This window comes from Pseudoalteromonas sp. S1609 (genome assembly GCF_005887255.1).
GTDB lineage: Bacteria > Pseudomonadota > Gammaproteobacteria > Enterobacterales > Alteromonadaceae > Pseudoalteromonas.
This window is the reverse complement of record NZ_PNDJ01000013.1, coordinates 1-24,608: the sequence shown is the minus strand read 5'-3', so window position 1 is coordinate 24,608 and position 24,608 is coordinate 1. Positions and strand designations below refer to the sequence as shown.

The following is a 24,608-nucleotide window of genomic DNA, read 5'->3' as shown; positions in this document are numbered from 1 at the left end:
CGGCGCTCTTTTTTGATGATTAATCATTACCTGCTTTTATTGCAGGAAGTAAAGTTTTGCCATCGCTATCTACTTCACTCATTAGCGTTAACCCCATTACTTTGGCAAGCACAGGATAAATATCTAAATTATTCACCAGCTCAATACTTACCCCATTTTTAAACGCAGGACCTGCTGCTATAAAGGAGGCAGCCATATCATCACTATAAGCATAGCCATGTGTACCTAAATAAGGCGCTTTAGTACCGTTACTAAATACCGCAGGCGCATTGGTTTGCACCACAATATCACCCACTCTACTACCGCTATTATAATGGTAGCCTTCAAGCTGCTCACTACTTAAAACACTATAACGCCCCTTAGCCGCTTTTTGTAAGCGTGCTTTATATGCATCAATATCCGCATTTTTAGCATCGCTTTTAGTATAAATAAGTAAACGAGGTCCGGTATTCACAATAATAAAATTATCATCTTTAGGTAAACTGCTGACAATAATGCTTTGCTCAGGATCAACCTTTGCCATGCCATGATCAGAAATAATTACTAAATTAATATCCTGAGATAATTTGCTCAAGCGAGTACGTAATTGCCCCATTAATGCATCTAACTTATGAACGGCGTCACGTGTTTGTACTGCATCTGGGCCAAACTCATGCCCTATGCTATCAACCAGCGAAAAGTAACTGGCTACAAAACGTGGACGCTGCGCCTTAGGTAAACTTAACCATTGTACAATTTGGTCAATTCTGTCTTGGTAGTCACCTTGTTTAGAATAATGAAAATAGTAATCAGGCGTCATGCCATTAAAGCGCGCATCCGACTCAGGCCAAAAATACACTGCCGATTTAAGCCCATGCATTTTTACTAAATTCCATAATGGAGTACCACGTACCCAAGTACTGTCTTTTTGGCCTTTACCCATGCTGTAGCATTGATTATTGCGCGCTTTGTCGCAGAACTTATTATCAACAATACCGTGGTTAACGGGCAGTAAACCGGTGATCACTGAAATATGGTTAGGAAACGTTTTTGTAGGGTAAACTGGCTGCATTTTTTGTGCTCTAACCCCTTGCTCAGCCATTGCTTTTAAATTGGGTGCGCCGTGCTTTTCAATATAATCCCAACGCAAGCCATCAATTGAGATCATAACAACCGTTTGCTCTTTGGCTGCAAACGCATTATTCATCCCTAACAAAAGGCAAAAACAGACTGCCTTTGTGATCCATAATTTCATTTTAAACACCTATAGATGTATGTTAATTTTATAAAAAATAATACTAAAGCAAGTTGTTACTTTATGATACATGCTGATAGATTAAAGATGGCTCACTAAAAAATATAACTGTGCACTTAATAAGAGCCCAACGTGCAAAATAAAAGGATTGCCATGATCGACTTCAGTAGCAAAATCACCCCTGCGCGAATGCAGCGCACTACAGCCAATTTACAAATGGCGCTTGAGAGCGATCGTGGCCGCATTATTAACAGCGCAGCCATTCGTCGCCTGCAACAAAAAACCCAAGTATTTCCGCTTGAGCGCAACGCAGCAGTGCGCTCACGTCTTACTCACTCATTAGAAGTACAACAAGTTGGTCGATTTATCGTGCAGCGTGTTTTTGCCAATCTAAATTACCAACAGCAAAAAGAATATGGTTTATCCGGCTTAGAACGCCCGCTAGAAACCCTAGTAGAAATGGCCTGCCTAATGCACGATATTGGTAACCCGCCGTTTGGTCACTTTGGCGAGGCCGCCATTAATAATTGGTTTAATGCTAACTTGGCAAGTATTACGCCTGAGCGTTGCCAAACAGCTAATAGCAGTATAGGCATTATTTTTAAACATTTAGCGCAAGATATTTGCAGTTTTGAAGGCAACGCCCAAGGCATACGTATTATTCACTCACTGCTCAGCCTAAATTTAACCTACAGCCAAAGTGCAGCAATTTTAAAGTATACCCGCCCTGCCAGTTTAGCAAAGCAAGATATTCCACAAAATAAAAACTACATTATGAAAAAAGTGGGCTACTACTACAGCGAAAAAAGCTTTATAGAAGCACTACAAACAGAGCTAAAAATGGAGCCGCATTGCCGCCACCCTGCCAGTTACATAATGGAAGCCGCAGACGATATTTCTTATTGCTTGGCTGACATAGAAGATGCGGTAGAAAAAGACATAATAAGCACTCAGCATTTGTGCGAACAATTAAAAAAGCAGTATCAAAAAGCGCTAATTAACTTAGCCCTAAACGACACCCAGCACCAAAGCTTTGTTGATGATGCAATTAATTACGCTATTGAACGCGCGCAAGCACAGCCCTTTAATTTTAATAGTGAATTTTTTATTTATTTACGCGTATCGTTACTGCATCCATTAGTGAATCATGCCGCAAAACGCTTTATTGAAAATATAGAGCCAATTTATCATGGTGATTTTAATCATGCATTATTAGAAGATCGCAGTTACTTACATGCTGCAACCCAAGCCCTTAAGCAAGTGGCACTTGAGCATGTATTTTCTCATAAAGAGGTCGAAAAGCTCGAACTACAAGGCTATCGTATTATTAACGGCCTACTAGAATGCTATAAGCCATTACTACAATTAACTAGCGACGACTTTAAACGCGCACTACATGGCGACAACCGTTTATTAATAGAATCGCGATTAGTTAAAAAGCTCTCTAAAAAACATTTAAGTAGCTATCAGCACGCCATAAATGCCATGCAAGAAGAGCCCGACCACTTTGCGGCTTATGAGTTTTATTACAGATGTAGACTCATCCAAGATTACATAAGCGGCATGACCGACCAATTTGCTTACGACGAGTACCGTAGCTTAATGGTGATTGACTAAGCCATGCTCAGATCGTGAAATTGCTAAGCCCTAGATAATTTTTTACTTTGCGCTTAAAATTAGGGCATTGATGCTTAACCGCTTTTGAGTTTTATGAAACCGTTACTGAGTTGCTTATTTTTCTGTTTTGCTTTGTTTTATAGTGCTAGTAGTAGCGCTTACAACGAAGCGATGTGCATTCTTATAAAACAAGAAATGCAGCAATACAGCAATGACAAAACCAGCCGAAAGTACCGTAACGCTGCTCGCGACTACAAAAAAAACTGCAGCAATCCGGCTACACGTACTCAATCAACGGCAAAGCCTAAAGCGCAACCTATTATTGAACAACCCAAACCTAAAATTACTAAACAGCAAGTAAATGAGCCTGTTTCATCAGTTGTAACCCCCATTGGGCAAGAGCAAGCTAAGTCACCGCTTATACAGCAACTAGCAACAGCGCCCAATCAAAGTACAGAGCGCACTCAGAGCACAACTGAACCAGCAGCAACTACCGAGCCTAATGAGCCGCAAACCAATAAAACAACAGCAGAACAAAATGATGCTCTAAAAAATGATCAATTTAGCATTGAAACACCCCCCCAAAGCAACACAACTTCAGCTGTCACAAAAACCACGGTAGAGCCTTTACAAACGGCCATGCCGGTTACTGTAAATGCCACTGAGCAAGTTAAAGGCGTTGCCTCATCAATCCCTAAAGAATCAAACATGTTGTCGCTAGTATTACCCAGTGTGGCGCTACTCTTGGTGGTAATAGTTGGAGTTGTTGTATTGATGCGCCTGCGCAATGTTAAGCAAAATAACACGTCTGCTGAAACCAGTATGCCACTAGCTGCTCCTCCTACTAAGTGCGATGACAAGCAAAGTAGTACTGCTATTGATGAATCTAAGACTCTTGATACCAGCAAAAACGAGCAACAAACAACAACCGAAAGTGTCGAGTTAGACGCAAGCGAAGTAAGCACCGTTAAAGTAAAGCAAATACCGAATACCGCAGAGTTTGAAGCCGCCGCTAAAGCCACTTTAGAACGGATAAAAAATGCCACCGAGCATGCAGAGCCACAAGTAAGAGACTTTGACCCTGAAGCCAAACAAATCAAAAAACAACGCAAGCCGGTTAATCAGCCTAGCGAGACTGTGCCAGCGGCTAAAAAAGAAGCACCTATTGCAGCTGAGCCCATTTCGCCTCAACAGCCAAAGGCAGACTTACATTCGCCTAAACAACTGCGCTCACCGTTAACGCCATCTATCGAGCACGACTTTAAAGAGCCTGAAATACGCACCTTCGACCCCAATGCGCCCTTGCCCACTAAAAAAAGTGCGATAAAACCAGAACAAGTAAAAGTATCGCCAGTTGAACCCACTAAGCCTGATATCCCGCCACAAAGCAGCAACCCATTTGCTAACTTATCGCTTGATGAAAGTTGGGATCCAAATTCTCCGCAAAAACCGAAAATAGAAGAAAAACAACGTGCCCCTAAATCACAAGCACTAATTGAAGCTGAAGAACGTGCAAAAAACATGCAAACAAAAGAATAATAGAGTACGCTGAACGTATTCAAAGGTGGCTTTAAATCTAGTACCAATTCGCTTAATTAAGTGGTCTATTTTGAGGCTGGAAAAACGCGTTGATAGCTAGGCAAAAGTTTTCTATTTAGTTGTTATAAAAAAGAATTTTTTAACGCAGGTAGCGACATATTTAGCCCCGTAAAATGATTAAGTATTATTGCGGATTGGTATAGTTTAAGCGTGCATTCAGTTTCACTCACTACAATAGCCTACTTTTTAAACAGCACCACTCTCAACCTAATGGCTCAGAAGGAGTAAACTATACATATGCACGTGATGTTATCAGCTAAATTAAGATACCTTATTTTTACCGCATCTTTTTTTCTGATGGCTTTGGTGAGTGATTACAGTAACGCAATTGAAGCAATTCAACCTAAAGACGAGCAATCCACACACACCACTACTTTAAATATAAGTACCGGCGAATGGCCCCCTTTTATGAGTGAATCATTGCCTCACCAAGGTGTAATTGCCCATTTGATCACCGACTTATTTGCACAAGCCAATATTAAGGTTAACTTTACCTTTTTACCTTGGCCGCGTGCTTACCACGACACCATTAATGATAAATACGCAGCCACCGCCGTATGGATGTTTGAACAACAACGCACTGAGGATTATTTTTACAGTGAACCTGTATTAAACGAGCGTTTTGTATTTTTTTATCACAAAAAACGCCCTTTTGATTGGCAAAACCTAAACGATTTAAAAGGCTTATTACTCGGTGGTGGGCTTGCTTACAGCTATGGCGAAAAGTTTGATAAAGCACTACAAGCGGGTCTATTTGATATGTCGCGAGTAAGTACCACAGAGCAAAACTTTAAACGCTTAGCTATGGGCAGAATTGACGCCTTTGCCGAAGAAAAAAGCGTCGGCTATTACATCTTGGCCAGTAAGTTACCTAACTTATTTAGCTCTATTAACCATCATCCCAAAGCTTTACTCATAAACCAAAGCTTTATGATGTTCCCTAAAAATAACAAATACAGTAAACAGCGGCTTGAAATTTTTAATCAGCAATTACTTAAATTTAAGCAAAACGGTCTTTATCAAGCCTACTTTGATGCGTTAGATAATGGCGCTTATCAGCCCACAAATAACGCCCTGGCTGACTGACCTGGCGGGGCTTTATTGTTTGGAACGCGGGTTTCGGGCTACGAGCTAGGTTTTAGCAAAAGCTCGTTGCTCGTCACTCGAAGCCCGCTGCATTTACCACCGTAGGCGTTAAGCTTGCTGACGCGAAAACTACCGCTTTTAAATTACGTTACTTTCACGCATTATTCACCTCAAAAAATGAGGCGAATAGCATGCTTAATTGCCTCATTGTATTAATTGGTAAGTTGAAATAGTAGAAACCAGTTTTAGCTGTGATTATTTTAAACGCCAATTTCGGTTTCGAGCAACAAGCGACTGGCAACGAACACATCCGCGGCCTTTATCAATGCAGACGCACAACTTGCTGACGCGAAAAGCGCAGCTTGGCTCGAAACCCGCAACTCGTCGCTCGGCGTCTTTCAGCAAAAGTGTTCAAAAATATTCCAGATATTTTTGTGGTCATTTGTCACCTCGGCGCTCCGAGCATTAGTGTGTAGTGATTATGAAAATACAGCACTTTTCAAATTTGACGGTTAAAGCTCAATATCATTTAAAACATCTTTGCAAAATGATTTAAATACATCAAATGCTTCTTGCCAGAGCAATTTATGACTACCGTAAATCATTGGAACAACATATTCATTAAAGCGCGTTTCATAGAGTGGATTAGTTTGTAACACGTTTAAAGCAAACTTAAGTTCAATAATCGGTTCTGCCATAAATTCTAAATGCTGATTACCGTAACGGGTAATATCTTCCGCAATGACTTTTTGCACTAAAGGTACTACATCTTGAACATTCGCCAATCCAGCGTGTTGAATATAATACGTATCATAAATATGGCGAATTAGCGCAGGATCATCGTCTCTTCTATTATCACGTGCAAAGCTCGCTGTGCGCCTAAGCATAGACACTAACTTTTCAGCTTGAGTACTCTTAATGCTAGAAAAATCCATCAGCGGCACTTCTGGTGCCTGTTGAGTTACCTCGTTCACTAAAGAAGATATATTGCGGCTTTGTACATTATCAAAAAGTAATGTTTCTATAAGCTCTAATTTAATAAACGGTCGTAAACATGGGGCTTTTGAATGGGCTTGAGGATAGCGAATATCAATTTGTTGGTATCTATATTCATCAAAAACAGTTGGAGTATTTTCTACAGAAAAATAATCATGTGAATTAATTGCAGCAATTAACTGTAAGTGGAGCGCTTTTCTAGCCTTTCTTCTTTTAGTTTTAGACGTGTTAGCAGTTAAATCTTTAGGAATGATTTTTATATCAACATCTTCAGACATCCTATGAGTTTTAATGCCTGACTTTGTTAATGCCGTACCGCCTGAAAAAACTAAAAAATGCGTATCAAAAGATAACTCACAAAGTAGCTTAAGTAGTGCAACTACATAGTAATCTTTTTCAACAATGGCAGGGTTACCCATACCAAGAGCATCCGCTACATCTAAAAATAAATCGCTATCAACTCGCATTGATAGCGCTATTATTTACAACAATTTTACGCTTAAACCGGCTATTGGTCATTATTTTAAATGAAGCGGGAATTTGTAAACTTTCACCCTCAAGACTGCGTTGTGTAAATTCATCAAACTGGTACTCAACGCCCAGTTTTTCAATAGCTTCTAAAATGACTCCATCTGCACCCGCAGGTGATGCTGGCATTAACTTACCAGTAATGCGATTTTCTCGCGCTTTAGTATAAAGCCCATAGCCAATGCGTAACAACTGGCCACTATCTACCAGCTTTTTTAAAACACGGCCAACTTGGTCGTAACCTGCAATATCAGCAAAATCAGCGCGCTCAAAAACATAACGCTTAGAGCGGTTTATTCTTGTGGTTACTTTACTTGCTATTGTCATATTAATTACTCTCGTTGCTTAGATAAAATATAGCAAACATACGACATCTAAACAATGCAAACATACGACATTGAAAGAGTGATAGCACACTATCCTTTAGGTAAAAACTCAATAACGGCCTCACACAACGGGCTGCGTGCATCGAGCTTATGCAAATATCCTAGCGCCTAGTTACTTCCCTGAAACATATTTTTTTATTCTTACCTCTTTAGCGCAGCGCCTCATAACCTCTTTTTGAATAAATCACTTAAAACCATATTTGCACAAAGAGAAGTGAATGAGGGCAAATGAGAAAATAAAAGCTGCGGGTAACGAGCCGCGAGCGACAGGCAAAACACAACCTAGCACCTAATCACTTCCCTTAAACCTAGCATTTTTACCACCGTAGGCGTTAAGCTTGCTGACGTGAAAAGCGTAGCTTTTAATGGCTCGAAACCCGCAACTCGATACTCGATACTCGTCTACTTTATTTATACATATCGCGTTGGCGACGGCAACCAAAGTATGATTTGTCTTTAAATAAACTCTGCTGCAAATAATTCATCCGTTCAGCTGGGTTCCTGTCAGCATCCATGCTTCCACTTCCTCACGCTGCAAAGCTACGCTTTGGTCATTCGTCACCTCGGCGCCCCGAGGATCACACTACTTCCTTAATTCAAATTAATGATATGAACGTAAAGGCGATGAAACACGTCCGTGTGTAGGCATCGCTTAACGCGCATTGCCTAAAGGGATCTAGGTACTTGGAATTTGTCGGGAACAAAATTCCGCCATGCGCTGTTATTACTCATCATTAATTCAATTTCTGGTGTGATCACGGGAAAGTTGTTTAGTAGTGTCCTTTAAATTTTACCGTGGGCGTACAGTTTGCTGACGTGAAAAGCGCAACTTTTAATATCTTTTTAAAAACGATGTTTTATAAATGGTTTGTTTAACCATGTTTTATAGTCTTTAGACAGCTGCGGAAAGTGCTGATACAGCATACTTTCCAGTGTTTCAGCAGTGAGTTTACTGCAAGGTGAATTTTGCTCGGCTAACATAACGCTTTTTAAAAACTGCTTGCCTTTGCTCGAGCCCATTAAAAAATATATCGCCGCCCAACTGCTCGCATAAAGTTTAGTGTCATCCGCTGTTTGCCATTTGTTATCTAAACCTATCAACCAATTAATAGTAAAAACACTTTGCGCTATGTGTTTGTTACTTATCCAACTTAGGTGAGGGTCAATGCTGACTAATTGCATGCTGTTGTTGGTATATTCAAAATATTCAGCCAGCCCTTCATTAAGCCAACGAGGAGTTGTGCCTAGTATTGCTTTGTTTATAGCATGCACCGCTTCGTGTATTGCTGTGCGCATTGCGTTTTGCTCGTTTCGATAATATATAAACGCAGAGTTAGTAGCATGAAAATATATACCATCTGTATTACTTGGATCTGCTCCGCGCTGTTTAATCGCTTGTTCGTAACGACTTCGCGTTGCGAATATGGTCAGGTTTAACCTTACCTTTTTTAATGCATCTGCCCCTATAATTTGGCCATACACTTTAAATACAGTATTTAGTTTTATCCGTAATTTTTCTGTAAACGACGGCGGTAAATTAGCGGCCTGTAGCGTTAATTCAAAGTAATCAAGCGGCTCAACAATGTCAGTATCAAGTGTTTCAACCGCAAAGCCTGGCTTAGTATCACTAAAATGGGGCACACCATGGCTATCAGTCCAAGTGTAAATATTGCCATTACGCTTATATTTAACTTCACCTAATGAAACATCGGTACAACGCGTTGTATCGGCTTGTGGTAAATGGTTTTGTATTACTTTTTTAGTGGTAAACGAGCCTGCAGAGGGTTCAATTAGGGTTTGCTCTGCTTCTTCAACTATTTCGATTTCGGCTTTTATATCTTCGTAAATAGCCCGTACACTGCCAATAGGATCATGGTAGTTGATTACCCGCCCAGTTAGGTGGTTAGCAATAAGTGCCGCTACAATTAACAGCACAATAAATACAAATAGCACGCGCCATTTTGTGCTCAACATCTTTATCGTCGCTTTTTCCATTGGGCTTCAAATAAGCGTTTTTGTTCACCACGATATTCACTGCACCATACGAAATCGGATGATTGCATGCCTTTTGAACGGCAGCGCTTTGGTAAAGTATAAAATTCAGACCACGCAGCCAGCTTTTCAGGATCGCTATAGCTGTCGCTATGTAATTTCATATTAGGCATCTGCGTGCGCAATAATGCATTATTACTTGAGCTGTAAGCCGAAGAGCGTTGGTGTGTTCGGTTAGTTTGTTTGGGTTTATCACAATACTTTGCAAGTTCTTCAAATAAAGATTTGAACCGTGCTTTTAACCGCTCACCTTCTTTCACCCTATAGCCTTGACGCAACCGTGAACGCATTGTTTCACGTTCTTTTACAATACTATCGCAATGTTCTTGCGAGTATTGCTCGTACGCTTGCGGGAAAGAAGTAAATACGCAAAGTAGTATCAATAAAATCCATTTAATCATTATTTATCCCTAAATTGAGTGCTGTTTTTCCTTTGGGCGCCTAGGCTGAATATAGAGGATTGAATCTAAAATAGAAACAGATAGTTTAAGCGAATTCTTAAATCATGCCCGAGCGCAATTGTTGGAGCAGTTTGTGGCGGGAATTTTTAATTGCAAATTTAAGTAGAAGTCGCGTCGGCGACGGCAACCGAGGGGCGTTATTTACTACGTTAAAGCGTTGCTCTCTCCTTGGATCTCCACTGCTCCTCAAACATTTTCTATAAAGCAAAATATAAACGCTGGTGTTGCTTTGACTTTTACCCTTTTTTTAGTATGTTAATTGTTCAACTATAAAGGAGAAAGTTACATGGATGGTCAATTACCATTATTTGATGAAATACCAAATAAGTATGAACATACAGGCTCGCCACAAGAATCAAACCGTAAGTTTTGTACTGAACTAGAAGAAGATCTAACCTCTATTGGCTTTACTGAATGTACAGACTCTCAACCTCAACAGCAGAAATATATTAAGCGTGCAGCCTATCAAGATATGTACGGCAGTACACGCCACAGTACTTTTTTGATACATCATAAAACTAAAGGCTTATTAAGAATAGAAGCTCATAGACAAGTACAAAGCGGCTCTGTCGACCAAAAATTCCCATTCTTTTATGAGTCATTAAGTAATGCACCAGAGAAAACGGTAGTTATCGTTTTTGATGGAAAAGGCTATAAAAAAGAAGCGTTTGATTGGTTATTAACACAAACTGAAAATCGTATAGCAAAAGTATTTAAAGTCTTTTCTTCAAAAGAAGACTTTCTTAATTATCTTATTAACGAGTAAATGTCGCGTTGGCGACGGCAACCAAAGAGAAGTAATCGCCGACTTCTCTTTGGAATCTCTCGGCGCCCCGAGGATCACACTATTTCCTCAATTTAAATTAATAATATGAACGCAAACGCGATGAAACACGTCCGTGTGTAAGCATCGCTTAACGCGCATCCATGCGCTGCTATTACTCATCATTAATTCAATTTCGGGTGTGGTCACGGGGAAATTCTCTTAACAGCTGCCTTTGATTCAATAGTGAGTTAATGCTTGTTTACATTGCATGTTTTAGTAAACTGAATGCTCGCAAACAGGGAGCGATTTAATGCAACAGATTGGTATTTACGAGCAGTTAATTACACAAGTAATTGAGCAAAATTTAAATCGCGATCAATTTTACGTGGGCGAGCGCCAACTAGAATCGGCAGAGGCAGCAACGTGGCTTTCGCGCTTTTTAGGCAAGCTTGTTGCACATGCAATTGATGCAATCCCGAATTCAGACGAGCGTTTGCAGGAGCAAATAAACCTAGCAAATAGCCTTGTGCTGTGGCTTAAAGAGCATATTCGCGATGACGAGCTAATCAACGAAAACCTTATCGACAGCCAAGGTCGTATTCTTACTGCGCTGTTTAATACCCAAAACCCTATTGCGGCCAATCTTAAAGATTACTCTCACGATATTTTTCCGCTAACAGGGCTTACCCAAAGCGAATTGTTTAGCGGTGCGAATGCAGGTATATCGCTCGAAACCGAGCTAAAGCGCGAGATTAAGTCATCCGACACTATTTACTGGCTTGTTTCATTTATAAAATGGACGGGGCTGCGCATTTTTAAAAATGAGCTTGAAGCCTTTACCAAAAGCGGCAATAAGCTCAAAGTTATTACCACCTCGTACATGGGGGCAACGGATGCCAAAGCCGTGGAATTTTTAGCAAACCTACCAAATACCGAGGTAAAGCTGAGTTACAACAATCAGCAAGAGCGCTTACACGCAAAGTCATACTTGTTTATGCGTAATACGGGTTTTCATACCGGTTATATTGGCTCGTCTAATTTATCGCATTCGGCGCTTACCAGCGGCCTTGAGTGGAACTTAAAAATTACCGCGCAAGAAATTCCGCACATAATAGCCAAAACCAAAAGCACCTTTGAAACCTACTGGCAATCGCCAGATTTCGAGCTGTTTACTGGCAAAGCTGAATGTAAAGAAAAGCTCATAAATTCACTTAATGAGCAACGCGGTGTTGGCCAAGCAAGCAGTCAGTTTTATTTTGATATCACGCCAAAAACCCACCAACTCGCAATATTAGAAAAGCTAAGCGTTGAACGTAGCGTTCATGATCGCTTTAAAAACTTAGTGGTTGCCGCAACGGGCACGGGTAAAACCATTATATCGGCGTTCGACTTTAAAACCGTTTACGACAAAAATCCAAACGCCCACTTTTTGTTTGTAGCCCACCGCGAAGAAATACTTAAACAAGCGCAAAGTGCTTACCGTGGTGTACTTAAAAATAACGACTTTGGTGAGCTGTGGGTGGGTAACTACAAACCACAGCGCTATAACCAATTATTTGCGTCAATCCAAACGCTGAATAGCCAAATTGAATCGCTTAATTTAACTCCTGACTATTACGATTACATAGTGATAGACGAAGTGCATCACGTAAGCGCAGCCAGTTATCGCGCTATATTAAATCACTTTACACCCACAATATTACTTGGCTTAACCGCAACACCAGAGCGCCAAGACGGTGCCAATATACTCGATGATTTTTGCGGCGCAATAGCCGCTGAAATTCGCTTGCCAGAGGCAATAAACCAGCGCCATTTATGCCCATTTCAATACTTTGGTCTAGATGATGATACCGACCTAAGCCAAGTAACATGGCGTGGTGGCCGTTACGATATAACCGAGCTAAGTAACCTTTATACCGGGGAGAACAGCCGCGCTAACAAAATTATATCCAGCCTTGCTGATATAGTGACTAATGTTCACAACATTAAAGCGCTAGCATTTTGCGTAAGTCAAAAACACGCAGAGTTTATGGCATCTAAGTTTAACTTAGCAGGCATAAACGCCGATGTGCTTACTAGCAAAAACACCGATGAACGGGCGCACAAGCAACAAGCACTACGCCAAGGCGAAATACAAATACTTTGTGTGGTTGATATTTTTAACGAAGGGGTCGATATTCCAGAGGTCGATACCCTGTTATTTTTACGCCCAACTGAGAGCCTAACGCTGTTTTTACAGCAACTCGGCCGTGGTTTGCGCCTGCCCGACAATAGCCAAAAACAATGCTGCACCGTACTCGACTTTGTCGGCAATGCCCGCCCAGAATACGATTTTGCGAGTAAGTTTCGCGCACTGATTGGTAAAAGTAATCAGCCAATAAAAACCGAGATTGAAAACAACTTCCCGCATTTACCGCTAGGTTGCCGTATAGAGCTGCAAAAACGTACACAACAAACAATATTAAAAAATATTCAGCAAGCCATAAACACTAAACGCCGTTTACAACAGCTTATAAATAGCTATACGCAACATACCAATGACACGCTCACGCTGAGTAACTTTTTACGCATAAACCCGCAAGTCACGCTTGAAGATATTTACAAACCAAAAGATAAAAAACTCGGTGGCTGGCACTGGTTAAAAGGCGATGAAATACCTGCCGAACAAGCCGATATTTACACCGCGTATTACCGCGCAATCAACACCCAATTACTTGGCTGCGACTCGCTCAGCTATTTATGCTTTTTACGTGATTTATGTAACAACGACTTTAGCTTTACGCCAACAGCGCAAAACCAGCAGTACGCGCTTATGGCGCATTACAATTTTTGGGATAACACAGGCACAAGTTTAGGGTTTAAGACGCTTGAGCAAAGCTTACAAGCCCTTAAACACAAAGAGCTACAGCAGGAACTTACACAGGTGATTACGTTGTTAATAAACCGCATTCACCAGCAAGAAAGCGATTTAACGTGCTTACCTAATCACGCAATAAAATTACATAGCCGCTACACGCGACAACAGATACTCGCCGCGTTTGGCGCTCACTCGTTTGATAAAAAATCGACTGCCCGCGAAGGTGTTTTAGAATTTAAAAACCAAAACCTAGAGCTGTTATTTGTAACACTCAATAAGTGCGAAAAAACCTACTCGCCCACCACGCTGTATCACGACTATGCAATTAGCCCTACCCTGTTTCATTGGCAAACGCAAAACAGCGCCCGACCAGAACACGGCCGCGGCCTAAGCTATATTGAGCATCAAAAAACAGGCAAAACCATCCTGTTATTTGTGCGCGAACAAGGCAAAGATGAAAACGGCCGAACTATGGGGTTTGTAAACTACGGCGAGGTTAAATACCAAAGCCACAATGGCAGCCAGCCAATGAATATAACGTGGGAATTAACCAACCCCATGCCAAGTGAAATGTGGCATGAGGCTGGGAAATTAGCGGTTGGGTGATACTAATTAATAGATTCCAATCTCTTATTCTTCATATTAATTGGGAGTGATTTTAAACCTGCCTGACTGTACTTATAATGAAAATAATTCGCGACCTTGCTTTCATGAGTTGACAACAAAATTTGCATATCAGGAAACTCATATCGCATCATTTGAACAAAAGAAGCCATATTAACCTCATCCATAGTTTGCACCGGATCATCAATCATTAAAGTAGATAACTTTGAGGGGTAAACTTTATTCATAGCCAGCATGAACGAAATAACAACACCAGCTAGCTGTCCAGAGCTCATTGTATTCCAGGCATCATGGCTATCGTTAGGTGTAGCGCTAAATTGCATAAAGCCTTTCGCATTATTTCTTTCAGGGGTAATTAAAAAGATTCCACTTCCTTCAGTCCTCGATTGCAAGATTTTAGAGCTATAAACATAGAGCGGTATGGCAATATGCTTTGCTACATCTTTTTCATAAGCTTTAATTTCATCTTTAAATACTTTGGTTATTTTGGATATTTCATCTCTTTTTAACTTTAATTTACTAACTTTTTCTTTTAATTGAGATATCGTTTTCTCTTTTGCTTTATACGATGAAGAACTTTGCTGAACTATTAATCGAGATAATAGTGATAAGTCCTTACTTATATCGTTCGAATCAATGGCTAACATACCACTTTCATCAAAAGCTAAACCTAGTGTTTTTAAATCATGAACTAAAGGTAAATAAGCTTTTAATGGGTCTTCTGAAATCGATTTCTTATGACTGTTAATAAAAGTAATAAGCTGCTCTTTGGTTTCGACATAGTTTTGATTAACTTCAAGTAACTTGTTATCAATAAAGTAGGAGCAATCACCAATATTTGAGTTAAGCCAAATTTTCACTTTTGTCATGCGTTCAAATTTGTCTTTTTTTATATTCTTTAACTTATTCAAACTTTGAAAATCGAAATTTAAGTAACCTTCATACTTAGTGAGATAGTCTTTCATTTTAGCAATTAAAGGGGCTACAAAGTCTTCTATTAACTTTCTAGTCACTGTCGTTAGTAACTTACCATTCTCCCCTAACTGTTCTGAAAAGCATTTTGTTTGTTTGTCATATTCATCAATTAAATCTTGCCACGTAGACTTTGGATCACCACATAATGGGCAAGGTATATTTGAGTGTTCTTGAGTTACATCATCACCTATATGAACTTTGTAATGGGATAACAAGTTTTGGCGACTTTCATCGATTTTAATGAGTAAAGAATTTAATGAGCCGTTTGTTTTTGACAAGCTGAAAAATGACGTTATTTCAGCTGAAAATGCATCATAATTTATTGAAAAATTTTCTTTATAAATATTTAAAACATCTTTGTTAAGGCTATTGGGTTCATCTTCAAACAACCTAATTAGATCATTATAAATATCAGCTTTTTTATTCGCCCTTTTCCAAACAGTCTCATGTTTATTTAGTTTTTTAATTAAATCTTCATAATTTTCAACCGCACCAACTTTCAAATAATTATCAAGTTGTTCTGTACACTCAGTTGTCATTTTATTCAGCGAATAATTAAACTTTAGACTTTCAAAATCAGAATGGTTTTTTAAAACCCAATCAACACCTTCTAAATTATGTTTATAGGCTTCAAGCTGCTCAACCGTACTAGATGATAAATCAGCAAAAATAGAAAGCTTTCCGCTTCCAATATGGGGGTTTTCATCATTTTCTTGAGTAGATGGTTTTGATAATTCAGCTAACTCTTTTTCTTCTTTTTCGATGATAGGAGTATAGGTATCAATTTTTTCTTTTAATTTAGCCGTAAGTAAATCTAATTTATCAGATTTTTTTGTTTCTTCTATTGTGCCAAATAGATGGCTTATTTGTTGATGACGCTTACTTTCATCAAGCTTCAAGAAGTGACATGTCTCTTCTTGTTGGATGTAATTAAACAAGGTGAATGTTGAATCTAGTTTTTCGTTGTCTAATAGCCTTTTTAAGCTATCCACATCCAACGTTTTTTTACTAAGCTTAAGAAAAAGTAAATTCTCCTGCCACACCTCAGCCTCAAAACGTTCAATAACATTTTTATAATTAGCTACTTTACCTTCAGCTCCTGAAATATTGGCAGGTATATGAATACCTATCACTAAGCAGGTTTCATTACCATTTAGCAGCTCTAGTTGAATGGTCGTTGGTTTGGCATTATTTCCCTTTAGAATATGATCCTTTTTTGTTTTAGAATCGGTATGCTTTACTCGTGATATCTCCCCAGTAAAACACAACTCAACAGCATCAAATATCGTTGTTTTTCCAAAACCATTAGGACCATCAAAAAGAACTAAATCATTGCTTGTAAAATTAAACTCAACAGGTTCAATAAAAGACTTAAAGTTCTCTATTCGCATCCTTCCTAACTTAATCATTAGCTTCTTCCTTAACTAATTCAGAGAACCACTCTTCTAGCTTCTCACCATCAAGCTTTAATAATTTCTCACATTCAACAAGCTGCTCTTCAGTTAATTTTTTATCAATCTTATGCTGCAAAACATCCTGATTAGACGGAGCAACTAATAAAGCTAAGAACGGCAATTTTTCATAAAGCTTAGCAACAAAGGAGTATTCAATCCCTTTGCCGGACAGCCCGAACATATTTAGGCTGGTAAATTCATTAAACCGCTCTGTATCAGAGATTAAATTTTGAATATATGCAATATAACTATCTTTATGTTCATCAAAATTACTTGCAATGATTGGAATGTCTTTCTCAGATATTAATAAAACTTGTTTTTTGAAGAAGTATGGGTCTTCTTCAATTGAAATAGCCTGCTTCATTACATTGTTATTAACTCTGGCTTCATGAGTAGTAAAAATAATCAACGTTGCATTTTTATCAAATGAAGATGATATCTTTACTTCACCATCCGTCATTTTATCAAAATCATTAGCTTTATTTTTAATCAACGCTGCTAATCTTATTTGAATGTCATTGTTAACATAAGGCAGTAATTTTTCAGGTAATTGAAGGTAGATGAAATAATCGCCTTGTTGATTTTGGCCAATATAAAGCAAAGTTGAACATTTATAATCTTCTTCAATATACTCTGATCTTGTTAAAGAAAAGTTAGATTCAATGAAAAGTCGTTCCATCAAGTTATCAAATAACTTATCCATTAATTTCTCCTAATGCTTTACGACTATCCATAAAGCTGACTTCCTTCTGTTGAGTGATTTTGTCTGAATTTTTTAGATTTGAGTTTGTATGTTCATAACTTTCGACCTGAGTTATCTTCTCGATACCTGCAGGAATAACATCTTCAGCATCAGTCGAGTTAACTACAATGTAATCAACATTGGAAAGAATAAACGATTGGTTGCCATAATTGTCAGCCAACCCTTTCCTGACTGTATCTATCGCCCTATCTTTCCGCCTTGCCCTTGTAAAATTGAAATCAATACAGCTCGGTTGAAATTCAAAAATGTCATTTTTGCATGCAAGTGTTAATTTTCCTGATGGTTTTTTAACTTCTTGAATAAAATCTAGAAAAACACTCTTAATTTTTTGTGGCTCTGATATTGCCTCATAAAACTCACGAATATTGATACTTCTCGTTGTGTGAGGATATATTTTCCGCAAGAAACTTACGCATTCGTTAGGAAAATAACTATCAATAATATTGATTCGGACTGACTCTAATCTAGCAATGTATTGATGATAATCTTCGATATCTTCGTCAGATGTAGAGTGTTTAATATCTTCATAGAGTTCATCAAGCTGTTCTTTATAAGCTTTTTCAAAGTTTTCTCGACAAACTAAATTCCAATAAGCATCATTTTGAACTCGATAAGTATTTTTTAATTCTTGTACAATTTCCTTAAAATAAATACTTGGTTTAGTACGTTGCAAGTAAGAAATGTCTTTATCTAGCTTATCTCTAATGTGTTGATGCCTTATTACTAAGTTTTGATCGATCAAAGCACATAATGCCGTTTTATATAGGCGAATATCTTCAGGCGAGAACTCACTGATACCAGGATGAAATATTTCTAAAAGAGCCTTAATTTGTCTCTCTAGTTGTGCATTAAGCTCATCATCTGATAATGCTAAGTCATATACAGGTGAATTATCAAAACTGAGGTAAATGAGTTGACAAGAAAGGCTCTTTGGCTGAGCTAAACTAGCTACTAAAAGTTCAGGTATACCAGCAATTTGTGTGATATTTTCTGAAGGCTGATCCACTTTATCAGCGGTGTGAAAATAGGTAATCGAAGTTCTAAACGCTTTTTGTGATAATGACTCAAAATCATTAAAACATTTTATAATGTTTTCACGGTATTTAATATCGACAGATTGAACGTTCGTTTTCCAATTACTATCTAATAAGCCTATATCGTCAACAAGCTTATGAACCGTTATCTCTGCTTTAAGTTTCGCTTGTTCTGCTGCAGTATCACCTTTCTTTTTGCTTTTAAATTTAAAGTATTTAAATATATCAGTGTCTGAAAGTACGCCATTTTTCCGATATAAAATGGTTGCTATAGCCTCTACATGGTCTTCAAACTTGTTTTCACCTTTATGTTTAACTTGATGAAGAGACAGGTAATTGTCATTTTTTTTAATGGCAAAATCTTCAATCCATTCATACTCAATATGATGTTCATCTAGGAAGGCATTAAAAGCAGGCAAATCGACTCCTGCACGAGCTTCTTTAAGAATATTCACCAAACAAACATAGAGCCCTACTTTACCTTGGTAGTTATAACCATTCCAAGAGGGGGTAGCATCGTGCAAAATGCTTTTAGATGATGCATTACTCATATTAAAGTTACTCGCTTATACAAACTAGATATAGTCACAAATCTTTACCTCAGAAAGCCAATCTACCAACACACTCCAACTCCCCGTGATCACACCCGAAAGTTATAAATTGATGAGTAATCACTTGCATGGATGCAAGTTAAGCCGTGACTTCGCCATGGATGGCGAATACACGGCGCTTACGTTCACATCAATTTTTAACTTGAGGACACAGTGTGATCCTCGGGTGCGCCGGGGGATTCCAAAGGGCGGTCGGCGGCAGCCGCCCTTTGGTTGCCATCGCCAACGCGATAAAACCTCGAATAGAGGTTATTAGTCCCTTTCCCAAAACCATGTAAAAATCATGGTTAAAGCGCTTTGCGCGCGAGCAAGCTCCGCGCCTACAAGTTAAAGCGCGACGACAAACTACTCTGCAACCACTTGCTTAAACCGTGCGAACGTTCGCATGCTTTCATCTGCAATCATTATTTCGTAATCAGGGTTTTGAGCAATTAGCTCGTATTGCCCGTTAGATAACTTATTAACTTTGCGCAGTAAATACTGCCCTTCCCCGCCTATATCATCTCGCTCTATCGCCACTATTTGGCCGCGTAGCGATCCTGCTTTATCGGGTGTTATAAGCTCAAGCAGTAGTAAATCACCATCAAGTATTGGGTGTTTACCGCCATTCATTGAGTTACCTGATGCGTGTGCTAAAAAGTGCACTTGCGGGTCTAGCTTGCCCGCGCCAAGTGGCGCGTCCATCAATTCCATATCGCTTTCATCCCCTGTTTTAAAATGCCCACAGGCTATTTTTATATTGGGGAAGTACGGCAGCTTTAATGCGTTATCAGTTGATTTTAAACTAACTTCGAGCTTAGCAACTTGATTTAACTCAGGTTGGGATGCGTTTGGAAACGTAAACAACTCAGCAGTTGGTTTTGCTTGTTCGAAACTGTTTTTGCCAAGCCATAATTTAGCACTGCTTGATTCGGCTACCTGATACGCCCAATTGCTTACTGCAAGCGATTTATCAGCATCGCAATAAAAGTAAGGTTGCAGTTTATTAGTTATTTCGGCTTTATGAGTATCAAGATTTTGTTCTAGCCAGCGGTCGCGGTGAGCAAAAGCTGCGAGGTGGTCTCGCTTATTGTTATTACAATCAGCATGCGCAGCAACAAAGTTATGTGCTAAGTCGTTTGGATAGCGCTTAAAAGGAATAAAGTGATCGATCTCTGGCGTTTTTTTAGTTTCTTTTTCGTTTTTGAGATTCATTGGCTTTTGGCAGTAAAAGCAAAGCCCGTTTTGAATATCTATCAATAGTGGAGTTACCACTTTTAACGCAGTTCTGTTACTGCCAAACAAGAACTCTTGTAGCTGGCTTTGCGATCCTAATAGTGTTTGATTCGCTTTTATAGTTTGTACTTTTTCTATCCATTCAGTAACACTAAGATGCACAACCAAATCGTAAAAACGCCTAAAACACTGAGCTATACCAGCATTTAAAACAATTCGCTTGGGCTCTCTGCCTTTACCTAAAAGTATATGGGGATATAAAAAACATTCTTCTTTACCCGAAAGTAACTGTAACCGCCAAAGAGGGCCATCGATAAATGTTCGCCTAAGAGAACTAATTACTTGGCTATATTGTTGGTAGTTTTTGAATGCGTTGTAACTTTTCACACCTGCATTTTGTAGTTTGTAAATTTCGGTGATGAACTTTGCTTGTCCTTGGCTATTTTGCTTTAACAGCATATCTTCAGTATTAGTAATAATATCGGTAGAGTGCGCAGCGTAAGGCATTGAGTGGTTCCAATAAAGTTGAATAAATTTATCGACTAACGTGTCGATTTTTATTTCCATTGGAGCACTCTGATCTTCATTTTGCTGTTCTACGCAAATATCAGCAATAGCATGTAATAGTGCATATTTATAAGTTGCGGTGAATTCGCCCTCAACCAGCATGCGCTGAATATAGGCGATAAAGTCGAGTTGCTGCTGCATTGCGCCAATCATAAAACGGGCACTGCTTTAATTAGGGCATTTAGCCATACTTCGCTTTCGCGCTCTGGGCGTTGGTCAACCGTTTGCCATTGTTTTAGTATTTTAAGCTCGGTGTGCTGGGTAATTAGCGCGGTTAGGCCATCTTCATTTAAATCGGTAAATTCGCGGCCGTTATTCACGCGCTCTTGCGTGCCGTATTTAAACGACACATACAAAACACCGTTTGGTTTTAGGGCATTTTGCAGCTTTAAAAACACCTGCGGTAACTCTACTTTTGGCACATGCAATAAACTGGCGCAACACCAAACGCCGTCGTACATATTTGTACAACTAAGCTGCTGAAAGTTTTTAACCTCTACAGTTTGTTGTAAGTAATTACTGGCTAACTTTGCAATATTTTCGCTTGCATCAAACGCGCTAACAGTAAAACCTTGCTGTTTAAAATACATGGCGTCGCGGGCACTGCCACAGCCAGCATCTAAAATATGACCATGTTTAGGGATAAGCGGTAAAAACTCTGCGTAAAGCGCCGACATATCAACATTAAGCGTTGAGTCGCTAAAAGTTTGTGCATGTTGATTATAGTAATTGAGTGTTTTAGTAGGCACTAAATTCACCGCTCCTTGGTTTATTTATTAATCTGGCATTCATTTATAACTAATCTACAGTATCAACATTTAAAAATATAGAGCTACGGCAATATATACGCCCTAAGTAGTATGTTTTTATTACCAAAAAGCACTGCTTAACTGCTATAAACCAATGTTATTTACACTTTCACCTAATATTTCTACGTGTTTGAAAGCATTAAAGTTATATGAAACATGGCTGTTATTTACCCTGCAGTGTAACGGCTTGAATAAACGCTTATTCAAGCCGTTATAAGCTTACCAAGCGTTTTAAAGGTTACATTACATGCAATCGCTTTAGCTGCTGGCCTTTTAATAACAACCACCTAACCCTGTTTATATTTACAACTTGGTTTATACTAAAGTGTTGTAATTTTTTAGAGTAATAAAATGCTAAGACTCGCTTTTGTTGTATTACTAATAATTGGTAGTTTTAAGGTATTTGCCTGTGCCAAAACACTTAAAGTGGGTACTAATGAACGCAACTGGCCGCCTTATGTGGTGGCAGTTAATAACAATTTAACAGGCGTTGAAATTGATGTGGTAAATACGATTTTTAACGGCTCACCTTTTTGTTTAAAGTTTATGTTGCTGCCTACCTCTGCTCGTGCTTTTGAAGAGTTAAAAGAAGGCCGTATAGATATTGTTTTTGCAGCCAGCATAACCCCTGATAGACGAAGTTATGCCTATTTTAGCGATACTTATCGCGATGAAATAATGCGCCTTTATAAATATAGCGACTCTCCTGATATAAATAACCTAAGCGATATTTTTTATAGAGATTTAACGCTCGCTATTGGCCGTGGTGGTTATTATGGCGCTGCATTTGCGCAATTTAAACAAGACCACCCCGCTCACGTTATTATGATGCCCACAGCCGATAAACGCTTTGCAATGCTCAATAAAAACAGGGTTGATTATGCAATAGAAGACGAAGTAGCTGCACAATATTTTATAAACCAACATCCAAGCGTTGAGCCTGTTCCTAATATGGCGGACATTAATAAGAGTTCGATTCATTTAATGTTGAGTAAAAAAACCATTAACCAAGTCGAGTTACAAACTATAAATGAGTTAATTAAGCAAAATAAAAGCAACATACACGCTATTTATCAGCGGTTATAGCTTTTAAGCTCTATTCTTTTACCTTTCATCTTTGGGCGTGGATCTGTATAATTCGCGGCCTATTATTTACTCTATCGCTTGTTTATTTATGCGGCATCTTGCTGCAGCTTAACCCTGCCATTAATTTTCTAGGATTACTTTTTTTGATCTCCACCGCAAATATTACGATGCAGTTTGGCGCAGAGCCGTTGTTTGAAAACATTTCAGCTAAATTTGGTAACGGTAACCGTTACGGTTTAATTGGCGCTAACGGCTGCGGCAAGTCGACATTTATGAAAATTTTAAGCGGTGCGCTTACGCCTAGTGCAGGTAATGTGTCTATTACGCCAGGGCTAAAATTAGGTAACCTAAGCCAAGATCAGTTTGCGTTTGAACAATACAGCGTAGTTGACGCGGTAATTATGGGCGACGTTGAGCTTTGGAAAGTAAAACAAGAGCGCGACCGTATCTACTCGTTGCCTGAAATGAGCGAAGAAGACGGCATGAAAGTGGCCGAGCTTGAAAGCGTTTTTGCTGAAATGGACGGTTACACCGCAGAAAGCCGCGCAGAAGAAATACTACTTGATGCAGGTATCGATAAAGAATTTCATTATGGTTTAATGGCGAACGTAGCCCCTGGTTGGAAATTGCGTGTGCTTTTAGCACAGGCGCTATTTGCTAATCCTGATATTTTGCTTCTTGATGAGCCAACCAATAACTTGGATATTCATACTATTACGTGGCTTGCGAATGAGCTTAACCAACGTAAATGTACCATGATTATTATTTCCCATGACCGTCACTTTTTAAACTCGGTATGTACGCACATGGCCGATATTGATTACGGCGAGCTGCGTATTTACCCAGGTAACTACGAAAAGTACCTTGAAGCCTCAGGCTTACAACGCGAACAGTTATTAGCTGAAAACGCGAAAAAAAGCGCTGAAATAGACGAGCTACAAGACTTTGTTAACCGTTTTGGTGCTAATGCCTCTAAAGCAAAACAAGCCAGCTCGCGTGCTAAAAAAATGGATAAAATTAAGCTTGATGAAGTTAAAGCATCAAGCCGTATGAGCCCGTCACTGAGCTTTGACGAGGGCAAAAAAATGTATCGCCAAGCGCTTGAGCTAACCAAGCTTGGCCATGGGTTTGACGGTGAAACATTATTTACCGGCGGCGACTTATTGCTTGAAGCGGGTGCAAAGCTTGCGGTTATCGGCGAAAACGGTGTGGGTAAAACCACCTTTTTACGTTGTTTAGTTAACGAGCTTGAAAGTTTACACGGTGAAGTTAAATGGTCAGAAAACGCGACCTTTGGTTACTGCCCACAAGACAGCAGCAAAGACTTTGATAACGACTTAACTTTATTTGATTGGATGTCGCAGTGGCGCACTGCTAAACACAACGATTTAATGGTTCGTGGCATGTTAGGGCGTTTATTATTTACCGCAGACGATTCAAATAAAAAAGCGCGTAACTGTTCAGGTGGTGAGAAAAACCGTCTGTTATTCGGTAAGTTAATGATGCAAGACGTTAACGTACTAATAATGGATGAACCAACAAACCACATGGATATGGAAGCCATTGAAGCGCTTAACAATGCCCTAAAAGACTTTAAAGGCACACTTATTTTTGTAAGCCATGACCGTGAGTTTGTATCGTCACTAGCAACGCGTATTGTTGATATTAAAGACAAGCAAGTGATTGACTTTCAAGGTACGTTTGACGAATACCTAGCAAGCTGCGAAGAAAACAAAGTAGCTTAAGAGCTAGGTTAAAGGTTAAAGGTTAAAGGTTAAAGGTTAAAGGTTAAAGGTTAAAGGTTAAAGAAATAGCCTAAACCATTTTAAAAGCGGTGCTTGTTTAAGCGCCGTTTTTTTGTGTCTGTATTTCGGGGTTCGGGGTTCGG

At 39.2% G+C, this 24,608-nt stretch carries 17 protein-coding genes; 7 read left to right on the top strand and 10 right to left on the bottom strand.

Annotated features, from left to right (window positions below; all coding sequences use genetic code 11):
• Positions 1-19: 19 nt before the first annotated feature.
• Positions 20-1,234 carry an alkaline phosphatase family protein gene (locus CWB76_RS04340; RefSeq protein WP_138605712.1) on the bottom strand — a complete coding sequence of 405 codons (1,215 nt, stop codon included), beginning with the start codon at positions 1,232-1,234 and terminating at the stop codon, positions 20-22.
• 153 nt (positions 1,235-1,387) lie between these two features.
• On the opposite strand from CWB76_RS04340, the gene dgt reads away from it, so the two are divergent.
• The 3 genes from dgt (at position 1,388) to CWB76_RS04325 (ending at position 5,536) form a co-directional block, all read left to right on the top strand.
• Positions 1,388-2,851 carry a dGTPase gene (gene dgt, locus CWB76_RS04335; protein WP_138605921.1) on the top strand — a complete coding sequence of 488 codons (1,464 nt, stop codon included), beginning with the start codon at positions 1,388-1,390 and terminating at the stop codon, positions 2,849-2,851.
• Positions 2,852-2,944: 93 nt separating this feature from the next.
• On the top strand, positions 2,945-4,390 hold the full coding sequence (locus CWB76_RS04330) for a hypothetical protein (RefSeq protein ID WP_138605710.1): 1,446 nt from the start codon (positions 2,945-2,947) through the stop codon (positions 4,388-4,390).
• A 297-nt stretch (positions 4,391-4,687) separates the two neighbouring features.
• Complete coding sequence (locus tag CWB76_RS04325; protein WP_138605708.1) at positions 4,688-5,536, top strand: substrate-binding periplasmic protein; 849 nt, start codon at positions 4,688-4,690, stop codon at positions 5,534-5,536.
• Positions 5,537-6,048: 512 nt separating this feature from the next.
• On the opposite strand, the gene CWB76_RS04320 is transcribed toward CWB76_RS04325, so the two are convergent.
• From CWB76_RS04320 to CWB76_RS04305, 4 genes are all read right to left on the bottom strand, one after another.
• Positions 6,049-6,999: a nucleotidyl transferase AbiEii/AbiGii toxin family protein gene (locus tag CWB76_RS04320; RefSeq protein WP_138605706.1), complete on the bottom strand. Its 951-nt coding sequence runs from the start codon at positions 6,997-6,999 to the stop codon at positions 6,049-6,051.
• Positions 6,989-7,387 carry a DUF6088 family protein gene (locus CWB76_RS04315; protein WP_138605704.1) on the bottom strand — a complete coding sequence of 133 codons (399 nt, stop codon included), beginning with the start codon at positions 7,385-7,387 and terminating at the stop codon, positions 6,989-6,991. The genes CWB76_RS04320 and CWB76_RS04315 overlap by 11 nt, the downstream gene beginning before the upstream one ends.
• A 902-nt stretch (positions 7,388-8,289) precedes the next feature.
• A complete protein-coding gene (locus CWB76_RS04310) occupies positions 8,290-9,420 on the bottom strand; it encodes a DUF1570 domain-containing protein (RefSeq protein ID WP_138605702.1) in 1,131 nt (376 codons plus the stop codon).
• A 2-nt stretch (positions 9,421-9,422) separates the two neighbouring features.
• Entirely contained in the window at positions 9,423-9,899 is a 477-nt protein-coding gene (locus CWB76_RS04305) for a hypothetical protein (RefSeq protein ID WP_138605700.1), read from the bottom strand.
• 346 nt (positions 9,900-10,245) lie between these two features.
• Here CWB76_RS04305 and CWB76_RS04300 point away from each other — a divergent pair, with 346 nt between their 5' ends.
• Together CWB76_RS04300 and CWB76_RS04295 are read left to right on the top strand one after the other, a co-directional pair.
• Positions 10,246-10,725: a PD-(D/E)XK nuclease superfamily protein gene (locus CWB76_RS04300; protein ID WP_138605698.1), complete on the top strand. Its 480-nt coding sequence runs from the start codon at positions 10,246-10,248 to the stop codon at positions 10,723-10,725.
• 310 nt (positions 10,726-11,035) lie between these two features.
• The gene (locus CWB76_RS04295) at positions 11,036-14,188 is read left to right on the top strand and encodes a DUF3427 domain-containing protein (protein ID WP_138605696.1); all 3,153 of its coding nucleotides are present in this window, start codon (positions 11,036-11,038) and stop codon (positions 14,186-14,188) included.
• 2 nt (positions 14,189-14,190) lie between these two features.
• On the opposite strand, the gene CWB76_RS04290 is transcribed toward CWB76_RS04295, so the two are convergent.
• The 5 genes from CWB76_RS04290 to CWB76_RS04270 form a co-directional block, all read right to left on the bottom strand.
• Complete coding sequence (locus tag CWB76_RS04290; RefSeq protein ID WP_138605694.1) at positions 14,191-16,590, bottom strand: AAA family ATPase; 2,400 nt, start codon at positions 16,588-16,590, stop codon at positions 14,191-14,193.
• Positions 16,583-17,338, bottom strand: coding sequence for an ABC-three component system middle component 1 (locus tag CWB76_RS04285; RefSeq protein WP_138605692.1), 756 nt, complete (start codon positions 17,336-17,338; stop codon positions 16,583-16,585). The genes CWB76_RS04290 and CWB76_RS04285 overlap by 8 nt, the downstream gene beginning before the upstream one ends.
• Positions 17,331-18,983 carry an ABC-three component system protein gene (locus tag CWB76_RS04280; RefSeq protein ID WP_138605690.1) on the bottom strand — a complete coding sequence of 551 codons (1,653 nt, stop codon included), beginning with the start codon at positions 18,981-18,983 and terminating at the stop codon, positions 17,331-17,333. Before CWB76_RS04280 ends, CWB76_RS04285 begins: the two co-directional genes overlap by 8 nt.
• A 405-nt stretch (positions 18,984-19,388) precedes the next feature.
• The gene (locus CWB76_RS04275; protein WP_138605688.1) at positions 19,389-20,978 is read right to left on the bottom strand and encodes a DUF8808 domain-containing protein; all 1,590 of its coding nucleotides are present in this window, start codon (positions 20,976-20,978) and stop codon (positions 19,389-19,391) included.
• Positions 20,975-21,574, bottom strand: coding sequence for a class I SAM-dependent methyltransferase (locus tag CWB76_RS04270; protein WP_138605686.1), 600 nt, complete (start codon positions 21,572-21,574; stop codon positions 20,975-20,977). Before CWB76_RS04270 ends, CWB76_RS04275 begins: the two co-directional genes overlap by 4 nt.
• Before the next feature lie 411 nt (positions 21,575-21,985).
• Between CWB76_RS04270 and CWB76_RS04265 the strand changes: the two genes are divergently transcribed.
• Positions 21,986-22,720: a substrate-binding periplasmic protein gene (locus tag CWB76_RS04265; RefSeq protein ID WP_138605684.1), complete on the top strand. Its 735-nt coding sequence runs from the start codon at positions 21,986-21,988 to the stop codon at positions 22,718-22,720.
• 143 nt (positions 22,721-22,863) lie between these two features.
• Positions 22,864-24,465: an ABC-F family ATPase gene (locus CWB76_RS04260; RefSeq protein ID WP_010389550.1), complete on the top strand. Its 1,602-nt coding sequence runs from the start codon at positions 22,864-22,866 to the stop codon at positions 24,463-24,465.
• The last annotated feature ends 143 nt before the right edge of the window (positions 24,466-24,608 follow it).

Excerpts from the sequence above, each read along its gene's own strand:
- CWB76_RS04340 (WP_138605712.1), bottom strand. The coding sequence starts at position 1,234 with ATGAAATTATGGATCACAAAGGCAGTCTGTTTTTGCCTTTTGTTAGGG.
- dgt (WP_138605921.1), top strand. The coding sequence starts at position 1,388 with ATGATCGACTTCAGTAGCAAAATCACCCCTGCGCGAATGCAGCGCACT.
- CWB76_RS04330 (WP_138605710.1), top strand. The coding sequence starts at position 2,945 with ATGAAACCGTTACTGAGTTGCTTATTTTTCTGTTTTGCTTTGTTTTAT.
- CWB76_RS04325 (WP_138605708.1), top strand. The coding sequence starts at position 4,688 with ATGCACGTGATGTTATCAGCTAAATTAAGATACCTTATTTTTACCGCA.
- CWB76_RS04320 (WP_138605706.1), bottom strand. The coding sequence starts at position 6,999 with ATGCGAGTTGATAGCGATTTATTTTTAGATGTAGCGGATGCTCTTGGT.
- CWB76_RS04315 (WP_138605704.1), bottom strand. The coding sequence starts at position 7,387 with ATGACAATAGCAAGTAAAGTAACCACAAGAATAAACCGCTCTAAGCGT.
- CWB76_RS04310 (WP_138605702.1), bottom strand. The coding sequence starts at position 9,420 with ATGTTGAGCACAAAATGGCGCGTGCTATTTGTATTTATTGTGCTGTTA.
- CWB76_RS04305 (WP_138605700.1), bottom strand. The coding sequence starts at position 9,899 with ATGATTAAATGGATTTTATTGATACTACTTTGCGTATTTACTTCTTTC.
- CWB76_RS04300 (WP_138605698.1), top strand. The coding sequence starts at position 10,246 with ATGGATGGTCAATTACCATTATTTGATGAAATACCAAATAAGTATGAA.
- CWB76_RS04295 (WP_138605696.1), top strand. The coding sequence starts at position 11,036 with ATGCAACAGATTGGTATTTACGAGCAGTTAATTACACAAGTAATTGAG.
- CWB76_RS04290 (WP_138605694.1), bottom strand. The coding sequence starts at position 16,590 with ATGATTAAGTTAGGAAGGATGCGAATAGAGAACTTTAAGTCTTTTATT.
- CWB76_RS04285 (WP_138605692.1), bottom strand. The coding sequence starts at position 17,338 with ATGGATAAGTTATTTGATAACTTGATGGAACGACTTTTCATTGAATCT.
- CWB76_RS04280 (WP_138605690.1), bottom strand. The coding sequence starts at position 18,983 with ATGAGTAATGCATCATCTAAAAGCATTTTGCACGATGCTACCCCCTCT.
- CWB76_RS04275 (WP_138605688.1), bottom strand. The coding sequence starts at position 20,978 with ATGATTGGCGCAATGCAGCAGCAACTCGACTTTATCGCCTATATTCAG.
- CWB76_RS04265 (WP_138605684.1), top strand. The coding sequence starts at position 21,986 with ATGCTAAGACTCGCTTTTGTTGTATTACTAATAATTGGTAGTTTTAAG.